Source organism: Eisenbergiella sp. OF01-20, assembly GCF_003478085.1.
GTDB lineage: Bacteria > Bacillota > Clostridia > Lachnospirales > Lachnospiraceae > Eisenbergiella.
The window spans coordinates 35,963-52,575 of record NZ_QUES01000014.1 but is presented as its reverse complement, the minus strand read 5'-3'; the positions used below and the strand labels follow the sequence as shown (position 1 = coordinate 52,575).

The 16,613-nt window shown below is 49.9% G+C and carries 14 protein-coding genes; 8 read left to right on the top strand and 6 right to left on the bottom strand.

All coding sequences use genetic code 11. The annotated features are described in order from the left end of the window. Window positions 1-86 precede the first annotated feature (86 nt). Genes pyrE through DXA36_RS16775 form a run of 4 tightly spaced genes read left to right on the top strand, consistent with a single transcriptional unit; the run spans window position 87 to window position 3,377 of the window. Window positions 87-761: an orotate phosphoribosyltransferase gene (gene pyrE, locus DXA36_RS16785; protein WP_118680643.1), complete on the top strand. Its 675-nt coding sequence runs from the start codon at window positions 87-89 to the stop codon at window positions 759-761. 10 nt (window positions 762-771) lie between these two features. Beyond that, window positions 772-924 (top strand): hypothetical protein, encoded by a 153-nt coding sequence (locus DXA36_RS32980; protein WP_182479119.1) that lies wholly within the window; start codon window positions 772-774, stop codon window positions 922-924. Window positions 925-981: 57 nt separating this feature from the next. Continuing rightward, window positions 982-1,299, top strand: a complete 318-nt coding sequence (locus DXA36_RS16780) for a DUF6142 family protein (RefSeq protein ID WP_118680642.1) — start codon at window positions 982-984, stop codon at window positions 1,297-1,299. Further along, entirely contained in the window at window positions 1,296-3,377 is a 2,082-nt protein-coding gene (locus tag DXA36_RS16775) for an aminopeptidase (RefSeq protein ID WP_118680641.1), read from the top strand. Before DXA36_RS16780 ends, DXA36_RS16775 begins: the two co-directional genes overlap by 4 nt. A gap of 108 nt (window positions 3,378-3,485) precedes the next feature. On the opposite strand, the gene DXA36_RS16770 is transcribed toward DXA36_RS16775, so the two are convergent. Together DXA36_RS16770 and DXA36_RS16765 are read right to left on the bottom strand one after the other, a co-directional pair. Beyond that, window positions 3,486-5,861 carry a M56 family metallopeptidase gene (locus tag DXA36_RS16770; RefSeq protein WP_118680640.1) on the bottom strand — a complete coding sequence of 792 codons (2,376 nt, stop codon included), beginning with the start codon at window positions 5,859-5,861 and terminating at the stop codon, window positions 3,486-3,488. Further along, the gene (locus DXA36_RS16765) at window positions 5,854-6,231 is read right to left on the bottom strand and encodes a BlaI/MecI/CopY family transcriptional regulator (protein ID WP_118680639.1); all 378 of its coding nucleotides are present in this window, start codon (window positions 6,229-6,231) and stop codon (window positions 5,854-5,856) included. The genes DXA36_RS16770 and DXA36_RS16765 overlap by 8 nt, the downstream gene beginning before the upstream one ends. Before the next feature lie 175 nt (window positions 6,232-6,406). On the opposite strand from DXA36_RS16765, the gene DXA36_RS16760 reads away from it, so the two are divergent. Together DXA36_RS16760 and DXA36_RS16755 are read left to right on the top strand one after the other, a co-directional pair. Then, entirely contained in the window at window positions 6,407-7,258 is an 852-nt protein-coding gene (locus DXA36_RS16760; protein ID WP_118680734.1) for an AraC family transcriptional regulator, read from the top strand. Between the two features lie 144 nt (window positions 7,259-7,402). Further along, window positions 7,403-8,614, top strand: a complete 1,212-nt coding sequence (locus tag DXA36_RS16755; protein WP_118680638.1) for a Gfo/Idh/MocA family protein — start codon at window positions 7,403-7,405, stop codon at window positions 8,612-8,614. Window positions 8,615-8,634: 20 nt separating this feature from the next. On the opposite strand, the gene DXA36_RS16750 is transcribed toward DXA36_RS16755, so the two are convergent. Then, a complete protein-coding gene (locus DXA36_RS16750) occupies window positions 8,635-9,714 on the bottom strand; it encodes a M24 family metallopeptidase (RefSeq protein ID WP_118680637.1) in 1,080 nt (359 codons plus the stop codon). Window positions 9,715-9,937: 223 nt separating this feature from the next. Here DXA36_RS16750 and DXA36_RS16745 point away from each other — a divergent pair, with 223 nt between their 5' ends. Together DXA36_RS16745 and DXA36_RS16740 are read left to right on the top strand one after the other, a co-directional pair. Beyond that, window positions 9,938-11,200: an HAD-IIIA family hydrolase gene (locus DXA36_RS16745; RefSeq protein ID WP_182479118.1), complete on the top strand. Its 1,263-nt coding sequence runs from the start codon at window positions 9,938-9,940 to the stop codon at window positions 11,198-11,200. Continuing rightward, complete coding sequence (locus tag DXA36_RS16740) at window positions 11,187-11,576, top strand: hypothetical protein (RefSeq protein WP_118680635.1); 390 nt, start codon at window positions 11,187-11,189, stop codon at window positions 11,574-11,576. The genes DXA36_RS16745 and DXA36_RS16740 overlap by 14 nt, the downstream gene beginning before the upstream one ends. 168 nt (window positions 11,577-11,744) lie before the next feature. On the opposite strand, the gene DXA36_RS16735 is transcribed toward DXA36_RS16740, so the two are convergent. The 3 genes from DXA36_RS16735 to DXA36_RS16725 form a co-directional block, all read right to left on the bottom strand. Beyond that, window positions 11,745-13,571 carry an ABC transporter ATP-binding protein gene (locus DXA36_RS16735; protein ID WP_118680634.1) on the bottom strand — a complete coding sequence of 609 codons (1,827 nt, stop codon included), beginning with the start codon at window positions 13,569-13,571 and terminating at the stop codon, window positions 11,745-11,747. 1 nt (window position 13,572) lies between these two features. Then, window positions 13,573-15,309, bottom strand: coding sequence for an ABC transporter ATP-binding protein (locus tag DXA36_RS16730; protein ID WP_118680633.1), 1,737 nt, complete (start codon window positions 15,307-15,309; stop codon window positions 13,573-13,575). 361 nt (window positions 15,310-15,670) lie between these two features. Next, a complete protein-coding gene (locus DXA36_RS16725) occupies window positions 15,671-16,561 on the bottom strand; it encodes a hypothetical protein (RefSeq protein WP_330425048.1) in 891 nt (296 codons plus the stop codon). Between the last annotated feature and the right edge of the window lie 52 nt (window positions 16,562-16,613).

Sequence of the window (16,613 nt, the reverse complement as noted above, 5' to 3'; positions counted from 1 at the left end):
TGATAGAATGGTAACAGTTCAGACTTGCCTGAACTGTTACATGGAATAGAAAAATAAGCCCCAAAACAGTGAGGAGAATGTGGATTATGGAAAGCTACAAATCAGAATTTATCGATTTTATGATTGAAAGCGATGTCCTGAAATTCGGTGATTTTACTCTGAAGAGCGGAAGAAAATCGCCTTTTTTCATGAATGCCGGAGCCTATGTTACCGGTACGCAGCTGCGCAGGCTGGGAGAGTACTATGCGAAGGCCATCCACGATAAATATGGCCTTGATTTTGATATTCTTTTCGGGCCTGCCTATAAAGGCATTCCCTTGTCTGTGGCGGCAACCATAGCTTTCAGCGAGCTGTACGGGAAGGAAATCAGATATTGCTCGAACCGCAAGGAAGTAAAGGATCACGGCGATGCGGGGATCCTCCTGGGAAGCAGACTGAAGGACGGCGACAGGGTGGTAATTATAGAGGATGTGACGACCTCCGGCAAATCCATAGAAGAGACCTTTCCTATTATCAGGGCACAGGCGGATGTGACGATAAAAGGGCTGATGGTATCCCTGAACCGCTGTGAGAGGGGAAAAGGCGAGAAAAGCGCCCTTCAGGAGATTCAGGAGCTGTATGGTTTCCCCGCCAATGCTATCGTAAGCATGGAAGAAGTGGTGGAATACCTGTATAATAAACCTCATAACGGCAAGATTATTATTGACGATGCCATGAAAGCGTCAATAGATGCATATTATGCGCAGTATGGAGTGAAATAGGAGGAAGTCTATGGACGAGAAAATTTACAGGACCATGAAAGGGACCGGCGTAACAAACATTGTGCTGGGAATTGTCACCATGGTAACCGGAATTACCGGCGGGATTCTGTTAATCATCAGCGGTGCGAGGCTGCTGGCCGGAAAGTCCAGGATTATGTTCTGACGTTTAAAGGTGCCTTTTTTGAGGCACTTTTTGCTTTAAGGAAAAGGAGGGAATGGAATGGGACGTAAATATATATTTACGAATAAAAAGGAATCCAAAAAAGGGATTATGTCCGCAATTCTGGGGACTGTTTCCCTGCTTTCCCTGTTCCTGGCAGTGTATGGGACCTTTCAAAACCAGGGGGAAGCGCTGGTTAAGTACGGTATGGGCGCCTTGTTTGCCCTTCTTTTTGCATTGGCGGGTATAGTCCTGGGTATTCTGTCTAAAATGGAAGAGGATAAATTTTATGTATTCTCTTATCTGGGGATTCTGTTAAATATACTGGCGATTGCCGGAGTTGGTTTTATTTTATATGCAGGAGTATATGGATTATGATGGAAAACAAAGAAGAAAATATTCTGATGGAACGGTTTTCCCTGTGCCGGGAACGGATTTCCCAGGTGGGGGAGGAACTGCTTCCGGAAGCCGCATTCCGGGATTATTTTTACCGTACGGCAAAGCAGACGGAGCTGTTTATACAGGAATATCTGTATGTGGCGGAAGGTAAAACGGAAGAGGCGGGGATGAAAGAGCTGCAGGAGCGCAACCGCAGGCTTTATGCGGATATTTTTCCTGAAAATTACGGGAAAAGCTATGCCAACCCCGCTTTTGCGGCGGCGGCCCTTGGAAAGGAATTCGGGCAGGTTCTTTCGTTTCTGGCGGCGGAATTAAGAAGCCTGATCGCTTTTGCTTATGAGCAGGACGTGGAATCCATGGTAATACGGATGGAGCTGTTCCTGGAAGTATACCACGCCTTTGTGTTTGCGGCGGAGGAAAGAAAGGCTTTGCCGGAGTACGGGGAAATCAGGGACATGATCTACTGGTTTGCCAGTGATTATTCCGAAACCATGCTGGAAAAGAATATGCGGTCCACCTTTGACTGGAAGGAAGATTTTGCCCTTGCCATTATCATGGACAGTAATCTGAACGATTTACGCTATCTGTACCGGTTCGGTGAATATATCACGGAAAACGAGCTTCGTATGGCCGGTTATCTGAATACACTTTCCGAGGAAAAAATCGCATGGATGGCGGATACCTATACCGAAGGTTACCGCATTGGATTTGAGGTAACCGGGAAGGATATCCATAAGAAAAAATCCGTGAATATCCGTTATTTCCTCGGCTTTGAACGCGTGGTAAGGAAAGCGGTGGAGAATTTCCGTAACATGGGCCTGGAATCCGTTATCTACCGTGCGCCTTCCAGTTTTCTGGAAGGCCGGAAGCTGAGTAAAAACGGTTTCTATGGAGCGTTTGCCAACAAACAGTTTGATTATGACCATGAATACGATCAGGCCTTGTTTTATGATAAGAAATATGTGCATCACCGCCTGGAAAATTACCGGAATGCGCTGGAAAGCGTAAAGGAGCTGGCAGCCGTGCACGGAGGGCCTGCGGTCATTGAGGAATTCGGGGGCATTCCCTTTGAACCGGAAAACAAGGAGGAAAACCTGCGCCTGAATGAGGAGCAGCAGAAGCTGGCTGTGGAATTCCAGTCCTCTGCCGGCGCCCTGATGAATGAATATGTGAAAGGGGAAGAGCGGAGCTTTACGATCATTGCCTTCCCGGTACCTGAAATAGGGGATAATTTTGAGACTATTTTTGACGGCGTGCTTCGTATCAATACGCTGGATTATAAGCTTTACCAGGGAATCCAGCAGAAGATTATCGATACGCTGGATAAGGCGGAATACGTGCATATCAAAGGCTGCGGCGCCAACCGGACGGATCTGCGGATAGCGCTCCATAAGCTGGAAAACCCGGCGGAGGAAACCAATTTTGAGAATTGTGTGGCCGATGTGAATATCCCGGTGGGAGAAGTATTCACTTCACCTGTGCTGGCAGGAACAAACGGGGTGCTGCATGTATCCAGGGTATACCTGAACGGATTGAAGTATCTGAACCTGGAGATGGCATTTAAAGACGGTATGATTTCGGATTACAGCTGTACCAACTTTGATACGCCTGAGGAAAATAAGAAATTTATCAGGGAAAACGTGCTTCATCACCACGACACCCTGCCTATGGGCGAGTTTGCCATAGGGACCAATACCACGGCCTATGTTTTCTCACGTAAATATGATATCGGAGATAAGCTTCCCATTCTCATCGCGGAGAAAATGGGGCCGCATTTCGCGGTGGGGGATACCTGTTATTCCCATGAAGAGGATCTGGTAACCCGTAATCCCGATGGAAAGAGGCTGATAGCCAAAGAAAATGAAGTGTCCGCCCTGCGCGGGGAGGATATGTCCAAAGCCTATCTGAACTGCCATACGGATATCACCATCCCTTACGATGAACTGGGGGAGCTGACCGCAGTGGACGGCAGCGGAAAGGAATACCCGGTTATCCGCAGCGGAAGGTTTGTCCTGGAAGGCTGTGAGGAGCTGAACCGGGCATTTGACGAGGAATAAGGAATAAGGAAAGAAAAAGCGCTGGGGCGGGAGAAACCGGTAGGGACAGCAACCGGTTATCCCGTCTCAGCGCTTTTTTGTAACCGTACCGTTCAGCCTGAACGGCGGTTATTTTTTATCAATGGTTATGGAACCGCTTGCTGCGCTTACCGTTACCGAATGGAAGGGGGCGGTGCCATAGCGGGAGGAAACGGGACCATCTGCTTTTTTATAGTCGGGTACCGGGAAAAAGGTATGGATACTGCCGCTTCCCACGGAGGCGATAGTAACGTCCATTGCTGTATTTTCCGGGACGGATATCTGGATACTGCCGCTTCTGGTATCCATGGTAAGAGAGCCTGTGAGCACCAGGGTATCGGACCGGATATGGCCGCTGCCGCAGCTGAGGCTGCCGTTTCCTGTCAGTGACTGGATTTCCATGGATCCGCTGCCCGTGGATACCGTATAATCCTTTGCGGTAAGCTGTCCGGCCGAAACCGGGCCGGAAACGGTGGAAAGCTGCAGAGAACCGGATATGTTCAGGTTGTTCAGGGACAGATTGCCGCTCTGGTTTTCGGCGCTGGCAAGAGGGGCTGTGACATCCCCGGCAGTTACTTTTCCGGAGGAGTTGGCAATAGCACTGCCTTTTTGGGAGATGATGGTGTTGACGGTAAGCTTGCCGCTGGCGTTATCCAGGATACATTGTCCGCCGGAAAGAGAACCGGCCTGCGTGGATCCGGAATGGTTGATCAGGGAAAGGCGGTCTTTTGCGCTGACATCCATAAGCGTCATTTTACCGGAGGCGGTTTCAAAGGAGGCAGAAGCAGCCTGCAGGTTTGTAGTGCTTTTCAGGCTGCCGCTGCCGATTTCCACCTGCAGGGTTCCCGCAACCGCGGCGGGCACGTAAAGGTATATTTTAGGCTGCCATTTATTTGAAAAAAGTTTGCTCCAAGCCGGATTGTATTTGCCGGATTCCAGGGTGACCGTTCCTGCATCCTGCCGGAGGACTGCTATTTCATCCGCAGCATAAGTGAACGAATTATTGCCGTAGAACAGCATGGTCAGCGTATTGTCCGCTGATGGATATAGGGTTACCTCCTCATAAGAGAGCAGAAGCTTCAGATCCCGGATAGAAGAAAGGGAAACGGTCTCGGTTTTCAGAAGCGTAAATCCGTCCGGGGCGTCGGTGTCAGCATAGCTCCCCGCCGTTTTTCCGGAGGAGGGCGTCTGGGAGGAAAGGGGGATGGCGGCAGTGGTATGGGCGCCGGCGGCCGTATTCTGTTTGGGGGAAGGGACGGGCGTGGTATCGCCGGGCAGGGAAGCATCACCCGGCGCCGCATAGGCACCCAGATAAAAGGCACCGAAGCACAGCCCTGCAGTGAGAAGAGGAGTGATAATTTTTATAATTCCGCTTTTTTTCTTAGTCATTTTAATCGTAACCAGCCTTTCTTTTATAAATACCGCATTTTCACACAGGGACGCGGAGGCGGCGGAGGAAGGGGAGAGGGCACCCGGTTCCAGAGCGTCCAGCAGAGTAAGCCCGTAGGCCTTGCGTTCCTGCAGGGTCATGTCCCTGACTACCGCTTCGTCGCAGGAAAGCTCGCAGCAGCGTTCTACCTGACGGAGAAGGAGGTAAGAGAAGGGATTAAAAAAGTGGATGCATTTCACCAGTTGGAACAGCCATTTGTACCAGATATCTTTCCTTTTATAATGAGTCAGTTCGTGCAGAAATATATAGGAAAGATCGCCGGAGCGCTGCAGGGTATCCGCAGGAAGGACAATGGCCGGCCGCAGAAGGCCGGTGAGCATAGGGGATCCGGCATCCGGGCTGACGAGCAGCCTAGGAGGACGCCGGACGGCAAGCCGGGCGCAGGCGCTTTCATAACAGGAATTGATGACCGGTGAATCAACCGGAAATGCACGGCAGCAGACCTTTCTGAGAAATGTGCGGGAGGCAGCCGCCGTACGCAGGAAAAGAAAAACCGCCGTAACGAGCCAAAGTGTAGCTAAAACTGCCGGCAGAGAATCCGCGGTTCCGGCAGGAAAAGAGGATACAAAAGAAGGATCTCCGGTATCTGTCCGTACCTTGGAAACCCCTTCCTGGTCCGAATGATAGCGGCTGTTTTGTGCGGCGGCCGTATCCTGCGGGAAGGCATCCGGGAAAGCGGCGGCAGGCGCTTCCTCACGAACCGGAGAAGATGGGACTGCCGCCTGCCCATCAGCCTGTGGACTCGTATTACCGGCCTGTTCACCGGTCTGTAAATCTGTACTGCCGGACAGGGACTGTTCCTGCCCGGGCTGCCCGGAGCTGCGGATGACATGGTTTAGCAAACCCTGCTCCGGAGTGATAGGCAGAAGCATCCGAAGGGCAACTATGGCCCAGATATAATACATCCATGTGCCGGAAAACGCTTTGCCCAGCACCGGACGAGACACGGACAGCAGGATAACCAGAAAACTGCCGGACAGCGACAGGGAAAGAAGCAGGATAAGAAAATCAGTCATTCGTTTCCTCCTCCCAGAACTGCCGGAGCGTACGGATATCCTCGCGGCTGATTTTGTTATTTTCTACAAGCATGGAAACCAGCTGGCGGGAATCCCCGGAAAAAAATTTGTCGATCAGATGTTCGGTCTGCTCCAGGGTATATTCCTGTTCCGAAAGAGCGGCGGAATAATAGGAAACGGTTTGTTTATCCCGCAGCAGGGCGCCCTTTTTTACCAGCTTGCTCAGCATGGTATAGATGGTGGTGTCCTCCCAGCCGCACCGCTGCTTCAGGGTACGGACAATTTCCGTACTTGCGGCAGGCGCCTGCTTTTCCCATACTATTTTCATGATTTCCAGTTCGGCTTCACTGATTTTATTTTTCTTAATCATTATTCCTCCTGAATACTCTATGCTTATAGAGTATGAGGCTACTCTATCATTATAGAGTGAGTAAGTCAAGAGGGAAACGGAAAAAGCCGTGATTGCGGTCCGCGGTTTAAAATGCTAAGATGGCTGTAGCTGTAAATTGCTGTAAATAAGGAATTAGCAGGGATTGGAAACGGGCATGAAAAATAGTGTGACTTTAAAGGGCTGTGTAGTAGAAAAATGCATCCGGATTTCTTCATTGTTCAGTGCTTTCCGGCAGGTTTTCGGAAAAGATTATTATTTCAGCGGGGAAACCCATGATTTCTGGGAACTGGTCTGTGTGGTGGAGGGAGCTATCGGGGTTACGGCGGGTGAGGATGTTTTTCTTCTGGAAACCGGGCAGGCGGTTTTGCACCGGCCTATGGAATTCCACAGCTTTTGGTCGGAAAAGGATACCTGCCCGGATATTATCGTGGTGACGTTTGCGGGAGATATTATGCCGGCGATGAAGGAATGGCGTTTCCGGCCCGGAAAGAAAGACGTGGAAGAGCTTTGTGCTCTGTTATCCTGCCTGTCAAGGATTTTTCAGATCGAACAGAGAATCCTGGTAGAAAAGGTTCTACCGGGAAAAGAGGCGGAAGCCCATCTGTTTGTCAGCCGGCTTGAAAATATTCTTTTGGCGGCATGTACCAGAGAGGAAGAGGATTTTACCAGGATACGGTCGGCAGGAGCGGAGAATTACCGTACCGTGGTCCGGGTGCTGGAGGAGCATGTGGCGCAGCGGCTGACGGTTTCCGAGGTGGCCCGCATGTGCAGCATGAGTGAATCGGCCATAAAGAAAACCTTTACCCGGTATGCCGGCATCGGGATGATGGCATATTTTAACCAGATGAAAATACGCCGTGCCGTGAAGCTGATGGGGGAGGGGATGAGCGTGGGTCAGGCCGCGGCGGCAGTCGGTTTTACGGATCAGAATTATTTCAGCACGGTTTTCAAACGGACCACGGGGATGTCTCCCCGTGCCTATCTTTCCGGCAGGGAGTATACCTGAATTCAAAGATTTTGTCCCCCAAATCCTATAGAAATGTATTTTTGGATATGGTAAAAATAAGGTAACCAGGAAGGGACTGAACCGTTACAAAAAAGTAACGCGGCAGATACTTTGTATACATAGAATAGAGGGAGGACAAACCAGATGGAACAAGTAAAGGTAGGAATGATAGGGCTGGGAAACCGGGGATACGGGCTGCTGAAGGATGCCATCCTTAAAATGCCTTCGGTGAAGGTGACGGCGGTATGCGATGTTTATGCGGACCGCTTCGAAAATGCGGTGCGGCTGACACAGGAGGAGTGCGGGCATACACCCTTTGGTACGACGGATTACAGGGAACTTCTGGCGAGAGAGGATGTGGAGGCGGTAGTCATTTCCTGTGCGTGGGAAGGCCATATCCCTGTGGCGGTGGATGCTATGCGGGCAGGAAAAGCGGTTGGCATGGAAGTGGGCGGTGCATACAGCGTCAAGCAGTGCTGGGATCTGGTGGATGCCTATGAAGAGACGGGTACCCCGTTCATGTTCCTGGAGAACTGCTGTTACGGCAGAAGGGAGCTGATGGCCCTGAATATGGTAAAGCAGGGGCTGTTCGGTGAGATAATCCACTGCAGGGGCGGCTATATGCATGATCTGCGTGAGGAAGTGGGAACCGGACTGGAAAAACGCCATTACCGCCTGCGCAATTATAAATACAGGAACGCGGAAAATTACCCCACCCACGAACTGGGGCCTATAGCCAAGATCCTGCATATCAATCATGGGAACCGGATGCTGACCCTGACCTCCATGGCCTCCAGGGCGGAAGGCATGCATGCCTTTGCGAAGGAACGGTATCCGGAAAATGAAAATCTGGTCCGGGCTAAATTTGCCCAGGCTGATGTGGTAAATACCATTATTAAATGTGCGGGAGGCGAAACAATCCTTCTGACCCTGAATACCACGCTTCCCCGTTTTTACAGCAGGGATTTCACCGTCTGCGGGACGAAGGGCATGTACGAAGAAGAAAACGATACGGTTTTTCTGGACGGGAAATATACGGAAGAAGAGGAGTTTTCTTTCCGGAAATATTGGGGAAATGCGGAAGAATACGAGAAAGAATATGATCATCCAATCTGGAAGGATTTCCTGAATGACGGCGTACTCGGAGGACATGGAGGTATGGACTGGCTTGTGCTGCGCGCTTTCTTTGACAGTGTCCGGGAGAAAAAGCCATGTCCTGTAGATGTTTATGATGCGGCTTCCTGGATGTGCATCACGGCACTGTCGGAGGAGTCTATTGCCCTGGGCGGCCAGCCGGTGGCTGTCCCTGATTTTACCAATGGCATGTGGATGGACAGGGAGGAACCGGAGCTGTAAAAGCCCCGGCCCTTCCTTGTTTATCCGATGATTTTCCAGTGCTTATCCGCCTTATTAAGAACCTCGCAGCCATCCGCGGTTACGAGGACCAGATCCTCCACGCGCACGCCGAATTTCCCAGGAAGATAGACACCGGGTTCGATGGAAAAGGTCATACCTTCCTCCACTGCGGCAGTATTTGCCAGACTCACATCTCCTGGCTCATGATCCTGAAGGCCGATGGAATGGCCCAGCCGGTGAGTGAAATAGTCCCCATAACCCGCTTCTGTAAGGAGCTCCCGGGCCACCCTGTCCAGATCACAGAAGCGTACCCCGGGACGGATCAGGTTTTCCGCCTTTTCATTGGCCCTTCTCACCAGATCATGAATCGGGGCATAGTCCGGATCTTCCTTCTTACAGAAGAAGGTGCGGGTCATGTCGGAGCAATAGCTGTCCTTCCGGCAGCCCATGTCAATGACAATACAGTCCCCCTCCTTCAGTACGGTATCATCCGGTTCATGATGGGGATCCGCCGCGTTGGCACCAAAAGAAATGATGGTGTTAAAGCCTTCTTCACAGCCTTCCTCTTTATAGAGGGAACGGATATAATCCGCACATTCCTTTTCCGTCATACCTTCCTTCAGCCAGGCCGCCGCTTTTTCCATGCAGGCGTCATTGATGCGGGAGGACTCTCTCATCTTTTCTTTTTCATAATCATCTTTGATAGAACGTACACCATCCACACATGCGGATGCATTGACATAACGCACCCCGGGATTACGTTCCATCAAATCCAGCAGGAAACGGGCCGGCCAGCTTTTGTCTACGCCCATGTCCGAACCGGCGTCCACATGGGCTGCCACAATGCCGATACAGTCATCCGTATCCGACATCCATACTTTCCCGATATCGGTTTCCGGGATAACGAAAAGATTGTTCAGGAAAAAGACATGCTTTCCGTCCGTACGGATGTACAGGGCAAAAAGCCGCTCATAGGGTTCGATCCGCACACCGGTCAGATACCAGATGCTCAAAGGATCGCTTACTATCATCTGCGTCAGCCCCTTGTTCTCAAGCTGCCCGCATACCCGGCCAAGCCGGTCTGCATAAAGCTGGTTCATGCTTCTACCTCTCATTCCGCCATTCATTCGGCTGTAAAATCAAATTAGGGAATCCATAAAATCTATCTCTATTATAGGCAGGACGGAGGAAAAAGAAAATAGGCAGCTGTATTTATTTGACAGATATGCACGGAGCTACTAGAATAAAAGGGATATGGAGAACCGCGTTCCGGCAGCTGCCTGTGCTGGCAGTGAAAATCGGATCAAAACAGGAGGACAGCTTATGTTTCATGTTCCGGAGATGATTCTTTTTGATTATGGACAGACCCTGGCGGATGAGGGGGATTATGATCCGATAAGGGGTAACCGTGCTGTTCTGGAGATGGCAGTGAGCAACCCCCGCAAGATTACGCCGGAACAGCTTCAGGATGCTGCGGACGGACTGACAAAGGATATAGGGGAACTGTTCGGGGAGGAAAAGAGAAGCAATCCGGAAGGAGAATTTTCCTGCAGGGCATTTAACCGGTATTTGTATGAATATCTGGGAATCGAACTGCCCATGCCCTGGGAAGAGGTGGAACGGGTATTCTGGAAGGCGGCTGTGAAAGTAAGGAAGGCGGACGGAATAGAAAAGCTGCTGGCGTACCTTCATGATAGGGGGATCCGTACCGCTGTTCTCAGCAATATGATGAAGGATACCGGGACTCTTACCGAAAGGATTCATGAGCTTCTTCCGGATAACCACTTTTCTTTTATTATGGCGTCCAGTGATTATCTCTTCCGGAAGCCCCATCCCCGTATTTTTGAAATGGCCCGGGCCAAAGCGGGCCTTTCGGCTGATACGATCTGGTATTGCGGCGACAATCTTGTCTGCGATGTGAAAGGGGCCGCCGGAGTGGGGATGAAACCGGTATGGTATACCCCCTATGCGAAAAAGGGGCAGGAGGCACCCGAAGGAATCTCCTATATGACGATAAACCATTGGGAGGAATTCATTCAGCTTCTGGAGCTTTTCCGCGGGGACAAGGGCATATGCCTTACCGTGGACAAGGCGGATTATAATCCCGTGTGGAAGAAACGTAAGCGCGTCGCCGTGCGTGGTTTTATCCGGAAGGAAGGCCGCTATGCCATGATTCACAGCGGGAAATACGGAGAGTATAAATTCCCGGGAGGCGGAGCCAAACCCGGAGAGCAGCTGGAGGATACCCTTTTAAGAGAGGTACAGGAGGAGACCGGCCTGCGTGTGAAAAGAGAATCTATACGGTATGCCGGCAGAGTGAGGGAAACCAGACGGGGAATGGGAGAGGAAATCCTGGAAATGATTTCGTATTATTTTGCCTGTGAAACGGAAAAGGATACGGCAGACCGCTGCCTGGATGCCTATGAAAAGGAATATGAATATGAGCCGGCTTTTGTTACGCTGGAAGAAGCCATCCGCAATAACGAGAGGATAACGGACACCGGGAATATCCCGTGGATTGTCAGGGATACGCTTGTGATGAAAGCTCTCCTGCAAAAAGAAAGGGAAGGAAATGGGAAGGAATAAGAAAGGCATTCTTGCTTTGGCAGCAGTACTGCTGTGCGTGCTGGCCGCGGTTGCGTTCCTGGCAAGCAACGAAAAAAGTTCCCCTGTGGAAAAGCTGGAGGAAAGCATTGCCTGTTCGGACGGAACGCTGTCTTTTACCATCCCGGAAGCATATGACAGTTCCTGGTATTTGCAAATCAGCGGCCGGTTGGAAACGGGAAACGGCGGTATGAGTGTGCACTATCTGGAGGAACTAAGCCGGGAGGGCAGTTGGGAGAAAAATGTGACCTATTCGTTTCAAACGGAAGAGGGAAACTACAGTGAACTGCTTCTGTATGTGTCCACAGGAAAAGAAGAGGCGGATATTGATTTGCTTTCCTATCTTCCGAAAAAGTAGGGAGGCAGGCGGGTAAAACGGAAATTTTATTCGGATAAAAAACGCCGGCCGTGCGGAAAGTAAAGGGGACTTTCCGCACGGCCGGTTTTCATAACCGCAGGGCCGGACACCGGCGTATGGTATGACCGTCCGTTTCCGGATTACGGGAAATGACGAAAGGTAAGGACCTCAGGAAAAAGACGCTTCCGGGAAGTTATCCTGTGTCTGTGCTTTGTCATTCATAAAGCTGTATTGGGACATAAACAGGTTATGATATGGCCCTTTATTTACCAGAAGCTCTTCGTGGCTGCCGCTTTCCTGTATTTTGCCTTTATCCACATACAGGATACGGGTACAATTTTGTATGGTGGAAAGGCGGTGGGCGATAATAAAGGAAGTACGCCCTTTCAGCAGCTCGTTCAGCCCTTTTTGCAGGATGATTTCCGTTTCCGTATCAATGCTGGAGGTGGCTTCATCCAGTATCAGAATTTTAGGATCGGCCAGCAGGGCGCGGGCGAAGGAAATCAGCTGTCGCTGTCCGGCGGACAGACGGCTTCCTCTTTCGTTTACCTGCGTATGGTAGCCCTCCTCCATCTGCATGATGAAATCATGGGCACAAACGGTTTTGGCGGCTCTGACGACCTCTTCATCCGTGGCGGTACGGTTCCCGTAGCGGATATTATCCATGATGGTACCGGAAAAAATGAAGCTGTCCTGCATCATAACCCCCATCTGGGTCCGCAGAGAATGAAGCGTGACTTTGGAAATATCCGTGTCGTCGATACGTATGGTGCCGCCGCCGATGTTATAAAAACGGCTGAGCAGGTTGACGATAGTGGTTTTCCCTGCGCCGGTAGGGCCGACGATAGCAAAGGACTCACCCGGCATGGCGGTAAAACTCACATCATCCAGGGTTTTTATGCCTTCTTCATAGGAGAAGGATACATGGTCAAAAGTCACCTTGCCGGTAATCGGAGGCATTTCCACCGCATCGGGTGCATCCTTAACCGCAACAGGCTCATCGATGGTTTCAAAAATACGCTCCAGATAGGAAATAGCTGTCAGCAGGGAGTTATAAAAGTTAGCCAGGGTGGTGATAGGGGACCAGAACCGGCTGATATAACCGGTAAAGGCTACCAGCACACCAACGGAAGCGGTTCCTCCGTTCATAGCCATATCCACGATAGCCACATACAGAAAGGCAGTGGTTACGGCCGAAATTACGTCCACGGTAGGTCCCATCATGAAGTTAAAACGCACCGCACGCATCCAGGACTGACGGTATCCGTCGCTGAGATGGTTAAAAATACCGCTGTTTTCTTTTTCCCTTACAAAGGACTGGGTTACCCGGATACCGTTAATGCTCTCCGCAATATAGGCGTTCAGGTTGGACTGCTTATTACTCTGGATCTGCCATGCCCGGTGCTGCTTCTTCTTAATCAGGCTGGCAAAGATAGCCAGGACGGGAAGACCGCACATACACATCAGAGTCAGCTTCCCATTAATGGAAAGCATGAAAAAGATGATGAATATCAGGCTGCACAGGTCGGTTATGGTATTGAGGAGACCGTTGGATAGCAGGTCGCTTAAGTTATTGACATAGTTAACCACCCTTACCTGGATTTTGCCATGGGGCCTGTCGTCATAGTAGGAGAACGGAAGCTCCTGCAAATGGCAGAAGATATCAGTCCGCAGCTGGTGGATGACGGACTGGCCGACCCGGTTGGTGATTTTAATTTTGGCTTTCAGGGAAATGACCGAATACAGGATAATCAGCAGCGTATAAAGGCTGATGCGGATCAATCCCCGGATATCCCCTGCGGGAATGATATCATTCATGACGGTCATAAAAAAGCGGGGGATCAGCATGGTAAGCGCACTGGCGGAAAGCATGAGGAAGGCTGCCAGGAACATATCCTTCTTAAAAGGAAGGACATAATGGCCGAGACGTTTCAGCTGCCCCAGGTCAAAGTGGTCTTCCATGATCTCGTCGATATCGTATTTATTACGTGCCATATTAACGTCCCTCCTTTGCCGGTGTATGGTACTGATGCTCAAAGACCCTTGCGTAGTAGCCGTTGTTTTCAAGCAGCTCTTTATGGGTTCCCCGTTCCGCGATCCGTCCGTGATCCAGAACCAGAATCTGATCGGCATCCTTCAGGGAGGAAATACGGTAGGCGATGATGAAAATGGTGTGGTTGCCTTCCAGGTTTTTCAGCTGTTTCTGTATGTAGGTTTCCGTTTCCATATCCACAGCGGACGTGGTGTCATCCAGTATGAGGATAGACGGATCCTTCAGCAGGGCACGGGCCAGGGAGATACGCTGCTTCTGGCCGCCGGAAAGGCCGACGCCCCGTTCCCCCACGATGGTATCATAGCCTTCGGGCATAGCCTGGATGAAATGGTTGGCATCTGCCGCGATGGCGGCTTTTTTTACTTTGTCAAACGGACAGTCGGGCCGGGCATAGGCGATATTTCCTTCAATGGTATCGGAAAAGAGGAAAACGTCCTGCATAGCCATTCCGATGTTGTCACGCAGCTCATACAAATCCAGATCCTTAACGTTGACACCGTCCACAAGGACATCACCCTCCGTTGTATCGTAGAAACGGCACAGCAGATTCATGATGGTGGATTTGCCGGCTCCCGTGGGGCCGAGAATCCCTATTGTCTGGCCGGGCTTCACGGAAAAGCTCACATCCTGTATAATATCCTCGCCCTCCGCCTGGTAGGAAACATTCCTGAATTCGATGCTTCCTTTATAATGCTTTTTGGTAATGGCATTAACCGGCTTGCTGATATGAGGCTCCTCGGAAAAGGTGGTATGGATTTTTTCCACGGAGGTAACAAAACGCTGTACGTCATTTACAAACCAGCCAGCCATACGCAGGGGCATATTCAGCATCCAGAGGTAACCGTTAACGGTAACAAGGCTTCCCAGGGATAGTTCCCCCCGGATAGCCATGATGCCTCCGTAAAGCATGAGGACAACGGTAAGGATATTGGAGAAGAATTCAAAAATAGGAACATATTTGGACCAGATAGCGGCGCAGTCCAGCTCGGCAGTCTTATAGGCATCGTTTTCCGCTTCGAATTTTTCCGTTTCATAGTCTTCCTTGGCAAAAGCCTTAACCACCCGGTTGCCGCTGATATTTTCCTGGACAAAAGCGTTCAGGCTGGAAAAACGGGTACGGATGTTATGAAAGGCAGGTTTTACTTTTTTAAACTGGCAGACGGTCAGCACCACCGTAAAAGGCAGGATACACAGCATGCACAGCGCCAGCTTGGTATTGATTGTAAAAATCATTATCAGGGCAAAGCAAAAATACAGGATATTTTCAAAGATGGAAGATATGACATTAGCCACAAAGTGACGGATGGCATCCATATCACCCGTCTGGCGGCTCATAAGGTCACCGGTGCGGTTACGGTTATAGAAGGCAAAATCCTCCATTAAAAGCTTGCGGTACACCGCATCTCTCATTTTATAAAGTACACCCTGGGAACAGATTTCGAAATTGTAAGGAACCATGAAGCGGAGAACACTTCGTATTGCAGTTACCAGAAGCAGTATGAGTACCAGTACGGGAAGCTTGTCGTACTGTCCGCCGCTGATAACATCGTCTACGACCTTTCCGCTGACGATAGGATTAATGATGGCAAGCCCTGCCAGAAATGTTACGAGAAACAATCCCAGAAAGAGCCGCTTTCGGTAAGGCTTGATAAAGGAATAGAACCATTTCATTGGTGTCATTTGGATATCCCCTCCCGGATGATATAAAAATTTGGTAATTATTAAGTTCCTTTCTATATTAGGGGATTGGGAGGAAAATAAAATGTATAATCTTGTTTTGTTTTTGTATTATTTTGGTGCTGGGGGATATTGGGGTATGTGACAGACCACATACCCATGAACCTTGGTTCGTTGCAATCACGACGTTTCTAACCGGGTGATCCGCTGGCGGCGGCGGGGGGCTGATTTAGTACTTTCCGCTGACAAAGCCGTGAGGATTTGAGGATGGAAATGCTTCCCGGGTGTGTAAAATAAATCGGTAACAGGAAGTCTGCACCTGACGTACACCGCTTTGCCTGAAGCAGAATACATCCTATATTTGTCAAAGCCAATATTTCCGTACAATTTCCATGGCTTCATTCTCACTGATGCAAAACCGTTGTTTTATCTTTTCTGCAGTCTCTTCAAAGCTGACGCCCAGTTCCCGGCAGGTCTCGACGATTCCTTTTTCGATTCCTTTTTCGATTCCGTCCGCTACCAGCATTTCTCCTAATTTTGTCATTGCTATCATCTCCTTTATTCTGTTTAATTCCGTTTTGTTTAAAAATTTGTCTGCCAGGGTATACAAAACCGCCTGCATTTTTTCTAATTCCATTTCGGTTATTGTTTCCCTGGAATTTTGAAGGATAATCAGGCTTTTTCGTATGCGTTCTTCGATCCGCAGACGGCCTGACATCAGCGGCGTGAGCAGCAGTGAAACGAGATCTGCTTTTGCGGGTTTCAGCCCCTGCTCTGCGTTTTCTTTCAGACGCTTAAAAAGTTGATCCGCGTTTTTCCCCCTCAGCCGTACCGCCTTAACCTGGTAAACATTAATTCCTTCTTTCAGTATTGTTTTCGGGCGCTTTACCTTTGCGGAACAGATTACATAGGTGATCACTTCTGTGTGATGGATCCGGCTGGTAGCTGCCTCATACTCCCGGAATCGTTTCAGATCTTCGTTGGTAATGGAATCGCTTTCAAATTCCAGATGAATCCAGACGCCGTCCGTCCTTACGTAGTTAAAATCCTGATACATTTGCCGTGCTTCCAGCTTTACTGTCTCCGTAGGGGCAATATAACTGGCAATACCCTGGATGCCCAGCAGCGGCATCAATTCTTCGCCAAAATATTGGGCCGCTGTTTTCAGTGCCAAATCTTCATGGTGAATGGGGCTTTTGACGGCCGGGTTGTTTACTGTTTGTTCTTTACTTCCCTTTTTCGTGCGTTTTTTCACACAGCCTCCTGTTCTGTAAGCCATGTGTAAAATCCTGCCTTTCATATAATTA

Coding starts and splice junctions, on each gene's coding strand:
- DXA36_RS16755 (WP_118680638.1), top strand. CDS start 7,403: ATGGAACAAGTAAAGGTAGGAATGATAGGGCTGGGAAACCGGGGATAC.
- DXA36_RS16775 (WP_118680641.1), top strand. CDS start 1,296: ATGATGGAAAACAAAGAAGAAAATATTCTGATGGAACGGTTTTCCCTG.
- DXA36_RS32980 (WP_182479119.1), top strand. CDS start 772: ATGGACGAGAAAATTTACAGGACCATGAAAGGGACCGGCGTAACAAAC.
- pyrE (WP_118680643.1), top strand. CDS start 87: ATGGAAAGCTACAAATCAGAATTTATCGATTTTATGATTGAAAGCGAT.
- DXA36_RS16765 (WP_118680639.1), bottom strand. CDS start 6,231: ATGATTAAGAAAAATAAAATCAGTGAAGCCGAACTGGAAATCATGAAA.
- DXA36_RS16780 (WP_118680642.1), top strand. CDS start 982: ATGGGACGTAAATATATATTTACGAATAAAAAGGAATCCAAAAAAGGG.
- DXA36_RS16770 (WP_118680640.1), bottom strand. CDS start 5,861: ATGACTGATTTTCTTATCCTGCTTCTTTCCCTGTCGCTGTCCGGCAGT.
- DXA36_RS16760 (WP_118680734.1), top strand. CDS start 6,407: ATGAAAAATAGTGTGACTTTAAAGGGCTGTGTAGTAGAAAAATGCATC.
- DXA36_RS16740 (WP_118680635.1), top strand. CDS start 11,187: ATGGGAAGGAATAAGAAAGGCATTCTTGCTTTGGCAGCAGTACTGCTG.
- DXA36_RS16750 (WP_118680637.1), bottom strand. CDS start 9,714: ATGAACCAGCTTTATGCAGACCGGCTTGGCCGGGTATGCGGGCAGCTT.
- DXA36_RS16745 (WP_182479118.1), top strand. CDS start 9,938: ATGTTTCATGTTCCGGAGATGATTCTTTTTGATTATGGACAGACCCTG.
- DXA36_RS16730 (WP_118680633.1), bottom strand. CDS start 15,309: ATGACACCAATGAAATGGTTCTATTCCTTTATCAAGCCTTACCGAAAG.
- DXA36_RS16735 (WP_118680634.1), bottom strand. CDS start 13,571: ATGGCACGTAATAAATACGATATCGACGAGATCATGGAAGACCACTTT.